This is a genomic window from Niabella aquatica, from assembly GCF_054779315.1.
The window spans coordinates 90,715-103,246 of the sequence record NZ_BAAGYM010000001.1; the positions used below are offsets into that span (position 1 = coordinate 90,715).

11 protein-coding genes are annotated in these 12,532 nt (G+C 43.8%); 2 read left to right on the top strand and 9 right to left on the bottom strand.

Translation table 11 applies throughout. The features are described 5' to 3' along the window. Positions 1-80 precede the first annotated feature (80 nt). Complete coding sequence (gene kdsA, locus ACYVBM_RS00385) at positions 81-917, top strand: 3-deoxy-8-phosphooctulonate synthase (protein ID WP_460683618.1); 837 nt, start codon at positions 81-83, stop codon at positions 915-917. A gap of 540 nt (positions 918-1,457) precedes the next feature. On the opposite strand, the gene ACYVBM_RS00390 is transcribed toward kdsA, so the two are convergent. The 9 genes from ACYVBM_RS00390 to ACYVBM_RS00430 form a co-directional block, all read right to left on the bottom strand. Next, entirely contained in the window at positions 1,458-2,189 is a 732-nt protein-coding gene (locus ACYVBM_RS00390; protein ID WP_460683619.1) for a 3-keto-disaccharide hydrolase, read from the bottom strand. A 31-nt stretch (positions 2,190-2,220) separates the two neighbouring features. Next, positions 2,221-2,487, bottom strand: a complete 267-nt coding sequence (locus tag ACYVBM_RS00395) for an acylphosphatase (protein ID WP_460683620.1) — start codon at positions 2,485-2,487, stop codon at positions 2,221-2,223. Beyond that, positions 2,480-2,968, bottom strand: a complete 489-nt coding sequence (locus ACYVBM_RS00400; RefSeq protein WP_460683621.1) for a GAF domain-containing protein — start codon at positions 2,966-2,968, stop codon at positions 2,480-2,482. The genes ACYVBM_RS00395 and ACYVBM_RS00400 overlap by 8 nt, the downstream gene beginning before the upstream one ends. A gap of 150 nt (positions 2,969-3,118) precedes the next feature. Further along, positions 3,119-3,766, bottom strand: a complete 648-nt coding sequence (locus tag ACYVBM_RS00405; protein ID WP_460683622.1) for a LolA family protein — start codon at positions 3,764-3,766, stop codon at positions 3,119-3,121. A gap of 208 nt (positions 3,767-3,974) precedes the next feature. Then, positions 3,975-6,545 (bottom strand): DNA translocase FtsK, encoded by a 2,571-nt coding sequence (locus ACYVBM_RS00410; RefSeq protein ID WP_460683623.1) that lies wholly within the window; start codon positions 6,543-6,545, stop codon positions 3,975-3,977. A gap of 147 nt (positions 6,546-6,692) precedes the next feature. Next, positions 6,693-7,076, bottom strand: coding sequence for a DUF423 domain-containing protein (locus tag ACYVBM_RS00415; RefSeq protein WP_460683624.1), 384 nt, complete (start codon positions 7,074-7,076; stop codon positions 6,693-6,695). An 18-nt stretch (positions 7,077-7,094) separates the two neighbouring features. Further along, positions 7,095-7,619: a shikimate kinase gene (locus ACYVBM_RS00420; RefSeq protein WP_460683625.1), complete on the bottom strand. Its 525-nt coding sequence runs from the start codon at positions 7,617-7,619 to the stop codon at positions 7,095-7,097. A 135-nt stretch (positions 7,620-7,754) separates the two neighbouring features. After that, positions 7,755-8,939, bottom strand: a complete 1,185-nt coding sequence (locus ACYVBM_RS00425) for an acyl-CoA dehydrogenase family protein (RefSeq protein WP_460683626.1) — start codon at positions 8,937-8,939, stop codon at positions 7,755-7,757. A 44-nt stretch (positions 8,940-8,983) separates the two neighbouring features. Then, positions 8,984-11,119, bottom strand: a complete 2,136-nt coding sequence (locus ACYVBM_RS00430; protein ID WP_460683627.1) for a M3 family metallopeptidase — start codon at positions 11,117-11,119, stop codon at positions 8,984-8,986. 249 nt (positions 11,120-11,368) lie between these two features. On the opposite strand from ACYVBM_RS00430, the gene nhaA reads away from it, so the two are divergent. Next, positions 11,369-12,520 (top strand): Na+/H+ antiporter NhaA, encoded by a 1,152-nt coding sequence (gene nhaA, locus ACYVBM_RS00435; protein WP_460683628.1) that lies wholly within the window; start codon positions 11,369-11,371, stop codon positions 12,518-12,520. Positions 12,521-12,532 lie beyond the last annotated feature (12 nt).

Below are 12,532 nucleotides of genomic sequence, written 5' to 3' on the forward strand. Positions count from 1 at the left end.
AAGCAGGAACATTTACTTTTGGCCTCTGACTCCGGGCGCCCCGACTTTCCTGACTTCGCGACTTTTCAATACATTTGCCCATGCAAACATTTTTAAAAACGCTATTCAGTAAACAGTCTTACGATACAAACAACTTCTTTCTTTTAGCAGGGCCCTGTGTGATCGAAAGCGAAGCTTTAGTGATGGAAGTAGCCGGCAGGGTTTCTGAAGTTTGCCGCAAGCTGAAGATTCCTTATGTATTCAAGTCTTCTTATAGAAAAGCGAACCGTACAAGCGCTCATTCTTTTACAGGTATTGGTGATGAAGCGGCGCTGAAACTATTGAAAAAGGTGGGTGAAGCTTTCTCGGTACCCACAGTTACAGATATTCACCTCCCTGAAGAAGCAGCTATGGCTGCGTTATATGCCGATATACTTCAAATACCGGCATTCCTGTGCCGACAAACAGACCTGCTGGAAGCTGCTGCTAAGACAGGAAAAATCGTAAACGTAAAAAAAGGCCAATTCCTTAGCGGCCCCGCCATGAAATTCGCTGTTGAAAAGATCAGCAGATCCGGTAATGATAAGGTGATGCTTACTGAAAGAGGAAATAGTTTTGGTTATACTGACCTGGTGGTAGATTACAGGAATATTCCCTGGATGCAGGAACATGGCGTGCCTGTAGTAATGGACTGTACCCACAGCCTGCAACAGCCCAACCAAAGCACAGGAGTTACAGGGGGTAATCCGCGGTTGATCGGTACTATTGCTAAAGCCGCTGTTGCTACAGGAGCCGATGGCTTGTTTATTGAAACCCATCCCGAGCCTGCGGTTGCAAAAAGTGATGGCGCTAATATGTTATCACTGGATCTTTTAGAAGGTTTGTTAACCGAACTTATAGCCATCCGCCAGATAATTGCGCCGCATAAAAATGTGTAACATGCACCTTGAGTGGATTTGTGCATCTAAAATGCCGGTGACTTTTAATTGAGTGCTTCTTAAAGATAAAACATGCGCCGGCATTAAGTTTTAAGAGATTTTAACAGCCGAAAAATGAGCTTTTTCCGATTAAAATTCTCAACGTCCAGAATTTTCTGGAAAACCTTTTCCGGTATCTTATTCAGGGCTGATCATACCAGCAGTATCTTTTAGCTCCAAAAAGGGCCTATTACAGATGTAAAATCGGCATAAAATCTATCCTTTGAAGCCAGGGCGTACTCAGCCCATAAAAAAAGCAGCTTTAAAAAGCTGCTTTAAAAACTTAATTATTTACTACTCTAAGCTTCTTCTCCTTCATTGAGAAAGAACAAGATACAAACTTTTTTTGAATAAAAAAATAATTATTCATTTTTTGTACAAAAAGCCGGATTCACGTGCTAAAACAGCGATAATAGGACGCGTGATCACTCAAATAAATGAATACTCAACCATCTCATCCTGTTTATAAGCACCTCACTGTTCTGTTGAACCATCTCCCATTTATAGCGCTCTTATCCAAATATTTCTAAAACTTACTGCATCTCCATGATCCTGTAATATTAAAGGAGCCTGGTCGCTATGCATTTCGTTAGTAGCAATGCCTATATATTGGGTAGCGCCCCATATAGATACATTATTTTGCACCAGCACACCGTTATGGAGCACCGTGATTCTTGCCTGGGATTTCAGCGTGCTGTCCTTATTGAATTGGGGCGCTGTAAAAATAATATCATAAGTCTGCCATTCGCCCGGCTTTCGCGAAGCATTTACCAAAGGCGGCAATTGCTTATAAATGCTTCCAGCCTGCCCGTTGCTGTAAGTGCGGTTATTATAACTGTCCAGCACCTGCAGTTCATATCGGCCCATCAAAAAAATGCCGCTGTTGCCTCTTCCCTGTCCCTCTCCTTTTACTATTGCAGGCGTCCGCCACTCAATATGCAACTGGCAGTCGCCAAAAGATTTACGGGTTTTAATTTCCCCGGCACCTTTAGCGACCGTCATTACATCGCCTTCTAATTTCCATTTAGCAGGAGTTCCGTCTTTTGCCTGCCATTCATCCAGACCTTTTCCGTTGAAAAGAACAATCGCATCGGCGGGAGCCGCCGCTGCTGTTATACCGGGAGTAACCACACGAGGTTCAGGTTGCCAGATTTCTGTTAAACGCGGATCTTTATCCTGAGCTGCTGCAGACAGGCTGATCCATATCACCGGTAAAACCGCAATTTTTCTCATAAAAGTTTATGTTTTATTTTATTAATAAATCTTACAAAATAGAAAATTCCCGGTATTCCTGTAACGGTAATTCTATTACTTCGATCCCCTTCACTTCCGCTGCAGGAGGTCCCTGCCGGCACCATCCGGTAAATGCGGCTAAATGCGCTTCACTTCCTGTAGCGATAATTTCTACCTCATTGCCGGTATCCAGATTTCTAACAGTGCCGGTAATACCCGCTTCTTTTGCTTTTTTTCTTGCAGATTGCCTGAAAAAAACGCCCTGCACTTTTCCCTTCACTATAATTTTCTTAGTCAACAACTGTTTGAAAATTTATCATTTCCACAATTTGCTGAAGATACCACTTATCGGTTTCATCGAAATGATCATAATGCTCACTGTCAGCATCCAGCACTGCCATTACTACTGCGTTTTCGATAACCGGCACTACAATTTCCGACCGTGAAGCGCTGCTGCAGGCAATATGACCAGGAAATTGCTCCACATCAGGAACGATAAATGTTTCGGCTTTTTCCCAGGCGCCACCACAAACTCCACGACCCTTTTTAATTCTGGTACAGGCTACCGGCCCCTGGAAAGGTCCCAATACCAATTCACTACCTTTTACTATATAAAACCCTACCCACCACCAGCTAAACTGTTCTTTTAATGCGGCCGCAACATTGGCCATATTGGCCACGAGGTCATGCTCCCCCTGTAACAGGCCTTGTAATTGTGGTAACAGCGACTCGTATTGCTCCGCCTTCGTTCCTTTTATAATGGATAGATCTTCTGACATCTACAAACGTTTAACTCGAACCAATGGGATCCTCTTTACGCCGTTATCGGTAACAATCCATCTATTCTGTTCAATAAATCAATACTCAATGCATTCCGTAAAATGATCATTGAGTATTGCATATAGCATATTTATTTATTGCTGTTCTTGCTATCTCAGATCCACCACTTCTACTCCCGGGTATTTGGATTTATTAAAAGTAAAATCAGCATCAGCCATTGCCGTATTTGTTTTAAAATTACTGATATTATAAACATACCTGTTACCCGATTTTTCTATTACCGTGGCACTCACAATATTTTTCGTTGCCTTATCAATTGCCAGGTAAACCCTTGCCAGCGGCTTTGACTTATCAATCGGCTGTAATACCACTTTATTTACTTCCCGTCCGCCCACTTTATCATCTTTTTCCATTGCATACATAAAATCTTTGTTATAAAAATCTGTAAATAATTTTTGTGGCGTTATGGTACCTTCCGAAGCAGTGGAACTATTAACGGTTACTTCTTTGGCAGCGGGATCATAATTCCAGGTAGTAGTGCCATCGCTCATAATTTTATTACCGCCCAGATTGATTACATAACTGTTCCCTTTCATTTGAACCGTTCCTGCTTTTTTTGACAATACCTTGCTTGCAGCATTCCTGATCTCATAAGCAAAACCTGCGCTAACGGTTTTATAAGACTTAAACTTTGCGCTTACCTCATCCAGCAGGGCTTTAGCCCGGGGGTCTCTTTGCTGGGCGAATGTAAATGCAGCTATTAATAATCCAATTCCTGTAAATAACAACTTCTTCATTTTTAATATTTATAACGGTTAATTTTCTTAATAAGACGCCAATTTTCATGCCGCGGTGCGGTGGTTAACATTAATTAACAATTCAACCACTCCCGAAGACTGTCTCAAAGGTGTATCAGCCTGAACTTCTCGAATGCTAATACTTGAGGTATCGATCTTTCGTCAAGCTCAATATGATCCTCCAATTGACTTCTGAGACAGCTACCTGTTACCCCAGCATATCCAGGTGCTGCTGCAGGTCGGCGTCGGTTTTTATTAAAACCTCCCGGGCTTTGCTGCCCTGGTTAGGACCTACTATTCCTGCCTGTTCCAACTGGTCCATCAACCGTCCGGCACGGTTATAGCCCAGCTTCATACGGCGCTGAAGCAACGAAGTGGAACCTATCTGATTGGCTACAATTAAGCGAGCCGCTTCTTCAAAAAGGGAGTCTCTGTCGCCCAGGTCCAGATCACCGCTTTCGAGCTCTTTTTCATCTACATACTCGGGAAGCAGGAACGGCTGCGGGTAACCTTCCTGAAAACCGATGAATTCAACAATTTTATCTACTTCCGGTGTATCTACAAAAGCACATTGCAGCCTCGCGATCTCTCCGTTTAGGCTTATCAGCATATCGCCTTTCCCAATCAGCTGTTCGGCCCCGCCGGCATCCAATATGGTACGGCTGTCAATTTTGCTGCTTACTTTAAAGGCTACCCGTGCGGGGAAGTTGGCCTTAATGGTACCGGTAATAATATTTACAGACGGTCTTTGCGTAGCAATAATTAAGTGAATACCCACTGCACGTGCCAGCTGTGCCAGTCGCGCTATTGGCATTTCCACTTCCTTACCGGCGGTCATAATAAGATCTGCGAACTCATCTACCACCAATACTATAAATGGTAAAAACTGATGCCCTTTCTCCGGATTCAGCTTGCGTGATGTAAACTTGGCATTGTATTCCTTAATGTTTCGGCATCCCGCTTCCTTCAGCAGATCGTAGCGGTTATCCATTTCAATACAAAGTGCATTGAGCGTATTGATTACCTTTTTGGTATCGGTAATGATCGCTTCTTCTTCGTTAGGTAATTTAGCGAGGAAGTGGCGCTCGATATGACTATATATACTCAACTCCACCTTTTTCGGATCGACCAGTACCAGCTTTAATTGTGAGGGATGCTTTTTATACAAGAGCGAAACCAGAATGGCATTAATACCAACTGATTTACCCTGGCCGGTGGCTCCTGCCATAAGCAGGTGAGGCATGGTGGCCAGATCAACAATAAATAATTCATTATCGATCTTCTTACCTAATGCAATAGGTAAAGAATGCGTACTGTTCTGGAATTTGTCTGAAGACAGGAGGGTCTTCATGCTTACAATACTTTTCCTGGCATTAGGTACTTCAATTCCAATTGTACCACGGCCCGGAATAGGTGCAATAATACGGATACCTAATGCAGAAAGACTCAATGCGATATCATCTTCAAGATTTTTGATACGGGAGATGCGTACTCCGGCTGCAGGTACAATTTCATATAAGGTAACGGTTGGCCCGATGGTAGCGCTGATGCGCTGGATTTCTATGTCGTAGTTACGGAGCGTGGTAATAATCTGGTTTTTATTATCTTCCAGTTCCTGCGGGTCCTGCTCTATTTTTTCTGAGCCATAAGAGGCCAGCAAATCCAATGTAGGTTTTTGATAATCACGCAGATCCAATGTAGGCTCATAGGCGGCCCTGGCACCTTCTGCCGATGTGGTTATTTTTGCTTCTTCCTCGGTTTTGGGCAATGGAGCATCGTTGATCTCCAGCTTTAGCCCCTCGTCCGCAGCCGGCCTGGCCGTGCTTTTCGGTTTTTCGGCTTCTCTCTTAGATACCGGCTCCTCGGTCTTAAAGGTTATCCTTGCTTCCGGCTTTAAAACAGTAATACCCTCAAAGCCATCCGCTTCTTCTTTAGAAAGTACGGCTTTTTCCTTTTCGATTAAACTAATGTTATGTTTAGGCTCACCTGCATCTTCCTCAACAATAAGCTTTGCCCCATCCTTGGGAACTGTTACAGGATCAGATTCACCGGTTTCTTGCTTTACAAAATCATGATGCGATAAAGGCAGCTCTTCTTTTGGTATATCGGGGTTTTCTGCCACAGGCGCCCCAGGGGATTTTACCAGCTTTTTAGGGAAACTGAATACCGGGTTAAACTGCCAGATGAGATAAGCTACCACTACCAGCAATAAAATGGCTGATGCCCCTACAAAACCCAGCGAGGCCAGTAACCAGTCGCTGATCACATTGCCAACGCCTCCGCCCCAGCTAAATTCTTCTTTTCTCAAAATAAACGCCAGTATGGTAGATACTGCAAGCATCCCCAGCGTGACATACTTTAAATTACGCCAGATGGAGAATACACGCCTGCGCCATAACAGGTTAACACCTACCACAAAGAAGAAGGTGCATATGAGCACGGAAGCTACTCCAAATAATTGATAAATAAAAAGATGGGAAACGAGTGCGCCGGTTTTACCCAACAGGTTTTCAGCAGTAGTATCAAAATCCTGTAATATCTCGGGGCCCCTCGATACCTGCACAAAATCCTGCCTCCAGGTAAAAAAGTAAGAGATAAACGCGATAATCAGGAAGACAGAGATCAGCAGGGAAGAAAGGCCCAGTATTTTCCAGGTCCGTTCGTCTTTGGCCAATTGCTTTATCCTGATCTTTTCCTCCTTTTCTGTTTTAAAACCGGTTCCGGTGTCTTTTGCCTTAGCTATGGGTCTATTGTTCTTCGATTTGCTCTTATTCGCCATAGGGACAAAGATACTTTAATGGTTTAAAAGTTGAAAGGTTTAAAAGTTGATGAGGGAGGTTACCGGTTCCCGATTTCATGTCTCAGGCTCAGCAAGGTTTACTATACCCAACCGTTTTTCAACTTATCATCCTGTAAGCGCATAAGTTCACCGCTTCAGCAGTCCTACTACCAAAGCTATCCAGCCGGCTACAAAAAATAAACCACCAATGGGCGTAATAATACCCACACCCCCCAAACCTACTTTACCAGATGCTTTCAGGGCTGTAAGCGCATACAAAGAACCGGAAAAAAGCAGTATGCCTATCAAAAAACAAATACCTGCCCAGTTCATGGCTTTTACGGGAAATTTTTCGAACAGAATGCCTACCATCAGCAAGGCAAACGCATGATACATCTGGTATTGCACGCCGGTTTGAAAAGTAGGCACTGAATCGGGCGCTACCGATTTTAACCCGTGCGCGCCAAACGCACCTAATATCACTCCAAGCCCTGATAATATACCGCCTGATAATAAATACAGCTTATTCATATTAATATATTCAAATGATTATTGCGCACTGGCCGCCATCTCTTTCAGGATCAGTTTTGTAAATTCTTCCAGCTTCAGGCCCGAATCGTCTATTCGCACCTTTGCCCGTTCATAATATATGCGGCGGTCTGCATTTTTTTTAACAATGTAGGCTTTCAATTGTTCATCATCAAGATTTTTTAAAAGCGGTCGTTTATCCTTATGCTGCCTCAGCCTGCCCAGCAAAATTTCAAAAGGCGTGTCTATCCATACCGTTATACCCTTCCCGTTCATGTAATCTATGTTATTAAAAAAGCAGGGGGCGCCACCACCGCAGGACAAAATCATAGATTCATGACTCTCGCTCAGCAAATGCAGCACTTCGCGTTCTTTCATCCTGAAATGCTCTTCTCCCTCCTGCTCGAAAATACGGCCAATCGTTTTTCCCGCGTCCTGCTCTATCACTTCATCGAGATCAAAAAACGGAATATGCATTCTTTTACTGAGCTGCCTGCCCCAATGCGTTTTGCCCACGCCCATAAAACCTATTAAGTAAATACGCATTTTTATTTCGATTTATTATTTTTTGTTTTATCATCTGAAGCCCAATACTCATCTGTATTGCATCAAACCTTTGTTTGCAGTACATCGCCGGGTTTTTCGATTTCTACAATGGTCAACCCAGGGCGGTGAGACCAGCTATTTAAACGCATTCAATCCCGTAATGTCCTGGCCTGTAATCAACAAATGTATGTCATGTGTGCCTTCGTAAGTAATCACACTTTCGAGGTTCATCATGTGGCGCATCACGGGATATTCGCCGGTAATACCCATACCACCTAATACCTGCCTTGCCTCCCTGCAAATACTGGTTGCGATTGCACAGTTATTCCGCTTAGCCATACTTACCTGCTGGGGTGTCGCTTTTCCATCATTCATCAAAACTCCTAATCTCCAGTTCAGCAATTGTGCCTTGGTAATTTCCGTTACCATTTCTGCGAGCTTCTTTTGCTGCAGCTGAAAAGCAGCGATAGGCTTACCAAACTGCTGCCGTTGTTTAGCATAGCGCAGGGCGGTATCATAACAATCCATTGCAGCGCCTGTAACGCCCCAGGCAATACCATATCTTGCTTTGGTTAAACAGCTTAGCGGTCCTTTCATTCCTTTTACCGCGGGTAAAATATTTTCTTTCGGCACTTTTACATTATCAAATACCAGCTCACCGGTAGCCGATGCACGCAGGCTCCATTTACTATGGGTTGCAGGTGTTGTAAAACCATCCATTCCACGCTCTACAATTAAACCCTGCACTTGAGCCAGCTCGTTCTTTGCCCAAACTACAGCTACCTGCGCGTAAGGCGCATTACTGATCCACATTTTGGAACCATTTAAAACAACATGATCGCCTGCATCTTTAATATTTGTAAGCATACCTGCAGGATCGCTGCCATGATCGGGCTCTGTTAAGCCAAAACATCCCAGCCACTCACCGCTTGCCAGCTTAGGCAAATACTTTTGCTTCTGCGCTTCACTGCCATAGGCATCAATGGGAAACATAACCAGCGAGCCCTGTACCGATGCGGTAGAGCGCACGCCGCTATCTCCCCTTTCCAGTTCCTGCATCATCAGCCCGTAACTTATATAATCCAGGCCTCCTCCTCCGTACTGCTGCGGGATTGTTGGCCCGAAGCACCCCAGTTCACCCAACTGTTTTACTATTTGCTGCGGAAATGCTGCACGCTGCGCATAGCTTTCAATAACCGGAGTAATCTCTTTTTTTACATAAGCCCTCACCGCATCACGTATCATCAGCTGCTCTTCTGTAAATAGCTCATCTACATTAAAGTAATCAGGGCTCTCAAACAGATCTTTTTTTACCGACATAAGGGGGGAATTTAATAATTAGAAATTAATAATACCGTCCGTCTTTACATCACTCCTTTATTCTGTAGCATATATTTTATTACCGGTTCTTTTCCCCTGAAATGCCGGTATAGCTCCGCAAGCTCCTGGGTGTTGCCTTTCGACAATATCATATCCCTGAAATGCTGCCCGTTCTTCCTGGTAAGCCCTCCGTTTTCTTTGAACCATTCAAACGCATCATGGTTGATCATATCAGCCCAGCTGTAAGCATAATAACCTGCAGAATAACCATTTGACCAGATATGCAGGAAGTACGATGACCGGTACCGGGGCGGAGCATAAGATATAGCTACTCCTGTCTTTTGCAAAGCTGATTTTTCAAATGCGTCCACGTCTTTAACCACACTGTCCTGTGCCGAAAGCGAATGCCATTGCATATCAAGATTGGCAGCGGCCAGCAGCTCTGTAAAGGCATAGCCCTGGTTAAACGTTCCGGCAGCCTTAATCTTATCAATTAATGTTTGGGGAATGATCTCGCCGGTTTGATAGTGCTTTGCATAATTTTTCAGTACCGTTGTATCTAATGCCCAATGTTCGTTGAACTGCGAAGGCATCTCTACAAAATCTCTTGCTACATTAGTTCCCGATAGTAATGGATATTGCTGATCCGCAAACAATCCATGTAAAGCATGTCCAAATTCATGGAACATAGTAGTTACATCATCAAAACTGATGAATGAAGGCTGCCCCAGGGCCGGTTTAGGGAAATTGCAAACATTATAAATTACCGGTTTTTTATCCAGCAGCTTAGACTGTTTTACCATATTGCTCATCCAGGCCCCTCCCCGCTTGTTATCCCGCTTATACATATCCGCATAAAACAAGGCCATTGGCGCCCCGTCTTGATCAAAAACTTCAAACACCCGTACATCTTCATGATATACAGGAATGTCCTTGCGCTCTTTAAAAGTAATACCGTACAACTTCTCTGCAGCGAAGAATACTCCATTTTCCAATACACTGTCTAATACGAAATAAGGCTTTACTTCACTTTCATCCAGATCGTATTTCTGCTTGCGCACCTGCTCTGCGTAAAAATCCCAGTCCCAGGGCTGCAGTTCAAAACTATCTTTTTGCGCTGCCATTAAGACTTTTATATCGTTTGCCTCCACAGCTACTTTTTTAACGGCAACCGGGGTAAGCTGGCCTAAAAAATTTTCTACTGCCATGGGCGTTTTTGCCATTTGGTTCTGCAATTTCCAGGCAGCATAGTTAGGAAAGCTGAGCAGATTAGCCTTTTGAGTTCTTATTTCAGCAAGCCGCAAAATATGGGTACGGGTATCATTACTATCGCCTTTTTCGGCCCGGGTCCATGAATGCTCAAACAACTGCTGCCTGGTGGCCCGGTTTTTTAATGACATCAAAGCCGGCTGCTGGGTGGTATTGATAATAGCCAGCTGGAATTTTCCCTCCTTGCCGTTTTTCCTTGCCGTTTCCGCAGCGGCTTCCAGCGCTCCTTCGGACAGACCGGCGAGCACCTCTTTATTGTCAGCTATTAGGGCTGCATTTTTTGCGGCACCCAACAACTGGTTAGAAAATTTAGTGGTGAGCGCGGCCTCTTCTTCATTTAGCTTTTTCAATGCGGCTTTTCCAGAATCAGGCAGATTTGCTCCCGCCATTACAAATTTTTGATGATACACTTCTACCAAGCGTTTTGACTCGGCATCGAGCTGTAAGGCGGGCAGCTGCTGGTACAGCTCATCTACCTTTTTGAATAATTTTTCGTTGAGATAAATGCCATCGCTATGGGCCGCCAGCACCGGTGCCATTTTTTCTTCGATCCTTTGGAGCCTGTCGCTGGTATTAGCACCCGTTAAAACATAAAACGCTGCACTGACGCGATTGAGCATAGATCCGCTTTTTTCAAGCGCTACCAATACGTTCTCAAATGTGGCCGGGGTGGTATCATTCGCAATTTTATCTATTTCATTTACATGCAGCTTCATTGCTTCCTCAAAAGCAGGTTCAAAATCGGCCTCCTTTATTTTATCAAAAGGAATCGTATGATAGGGCAGGCCGCTTTCATTTGCGAAAGGATTAGACAGGCTATCATAACTCTCTTTAGAGGTACTTCCATCTGCGCCTGCATTACACGACGCAATAACAGATGACATAAGTATTACAAAAGGCATATACTTCATGTATTATATTTTAGATATAGATAATAATCCGTCAACAAATGTAATACGGATAATCTATATCGGGTAAGAGGCTCTAAAAAAATCAGGAAACAGGTATCGGTTGTAAGTTACCAGCTCACCGGTTGCAGTAATCTGAAACCGACCATACAGGTATTTCCATAACCAGCACGTCCGGTTGCCTTATATCCTGAAAATTATATATATTGTCCGGACTATTTACTATACCCGGTTGTCTAAGAAAAAATAACAATGAGATTAACTCCTTTATTCAGAAAGTTTTTTGAAAGCGAAAAGGCTGGCGGACTTATTCTTATTGTCTGCACTATTGTTTCTATAATACTCTCCAACTCATCTCTTGCAGAAAGCTATCATGCTATATGGCAGAAAAAAATTGGAGAAGGCAGCATAGAGCATTGGATCAACGATGGGTTGATGACTATTTTTTTCCTGCTCATTGGCCTGGAGCTTGAAAGAGAAATTTATAAAGGCGAGCTGTCGAATATAAAAAATGCCATGTTGCCCATATTCGGAGCTGTAGGCGGAATGATTGTTCCTGCGGGATTGTACCTTTTGCTCAATGCCGGCACAGCTACCCAGTCGGGCGCAGGCATACCTATGGCTACAGACATTGCTTTTGCATTAGGGGTGCTCTCACTATTGGGGAAGCGGGTTCCCGTTTCTTTAAAAGTATTCTTAACAGCGCTGGCTGTTATTGACGACCTGGGCGCCATTTTAGTAATTGCATTTTTTTACGCTAAAGGAGTACTATGGACCAACCTTATTATTGCGCTCGGCATATGGGGAGTGCTGCTTGGGTTCAATCGCCTTAAAATAAGGAACCTGATACCCTACATAGCAGGCGGCATTGCTATGTGGTGGTTTATGTTGCATAGCGGCGTACATGCTACCATAACAGGCGTCTTGCTGGCCTTTGCCATACCTTTCGGAAACGGGGACAAAAAATCAACCTCCTATATACTCCAGCATTTTTTACATAAGCCGGTAGCTTTTCTCATACTCCCGATTTTTGCACTGGCCAATACTGCCGTTGTCATAAGCGGTGATATGAGCAGCCTTATTAAGGAAAAATATACTGCCGGAATTGCTTTGGGATTAATAATAGGAAAGCCGATCGGGATTTTGTTATTAACATTTATTGCCGTTAAAATAAAAATATGCAGGCTTCCCGGCGATATTAACTGGAAGCTCATTGCAGGTACAGGCTTTTTAGGCGGTATAGGATTTACCATGTCCATTTTTATAGCGCTGCTGGCATTTGATCAGCCGGAAACAATTAATAATACCCGGCTTTCCATATTGCTCTCCTCTTTAATAGCAGGCACGCTGGGCTTTTTTCTGCTGAAATTATTTTTGGGGAATAAGCAAACAGCCGGGAGCTGAAAACTTCCGGTT

Coding starts and splice junctions, on each gene's coding strand:
- kdsA (WP_460683618.1), top strand. CDS start 81: ATGCAAACATTTTTAAAAACGCTATTCAGTAAACAGTCTTACGATACA.
- ACYVBM_RS00390 (WP_460683619.1), bottom strand. CDS start 2,189: ATGAGAAAAATTGCGGTTTTACCGGTGATATGGATCAGCCTGTCTGCA.
- ACYVBM_RS00400 (WP_460683621.1), bottom strand. CDS start 2,968: ATGTCAGAAGATCTATCCATTATAAAAGGAACGAAGGCGGAGCAATAC.
- ACYVBM_RS00405 (WP_460683622.1), bottom strand. CDS start 3,766: ATGAAGAAGTTGTTATTTACAGGAATTGGATTATTAATAGCTGCATTT.
- ACYVBM_RS00410 (WP_460683623.1), bottom strand. CDS start 6,545: ATGGCGAATAAGAGCAAATCGAAGAACAATAGACCCATAGCTAAGGCA.
- ACYVBM_RS00415 (WP_460683624.1), bottom strand. CDS start 7,076: ATGAATAAGCTGTATTTATTATCAGGCGGTATATTATCAGGGCTTGGA.
- ACYVBM_RS00420 (WP_460683625.1), bottom strand. CDS start 7,619: ATGCGTATTTACTTAATAGGTTTTATGGGCGTGGGCAAAACGCATTGG.
- ACYVBM_RS00425 (WP_460683626.1), bottom strand. CDS start 8,939: ATGTCGGTAAAAAAAGATCTGTTTGAGAGCCCTGATTACTTTAATGTA.
- ACYVBM_RS00430 (WP_460683627.1), bottom strand. CDS start 11,119: ATGAAGTATATGCCTTTTGTAATACTTATGTCATCTGTTATTGCGTCG.
- nhaA (WP_460683628.1), top strand. CDS start 11,369: ATGAGATTAACTCCTTTATTCAGAAAGTTTTTTGAAAGCGAAAAGGCT.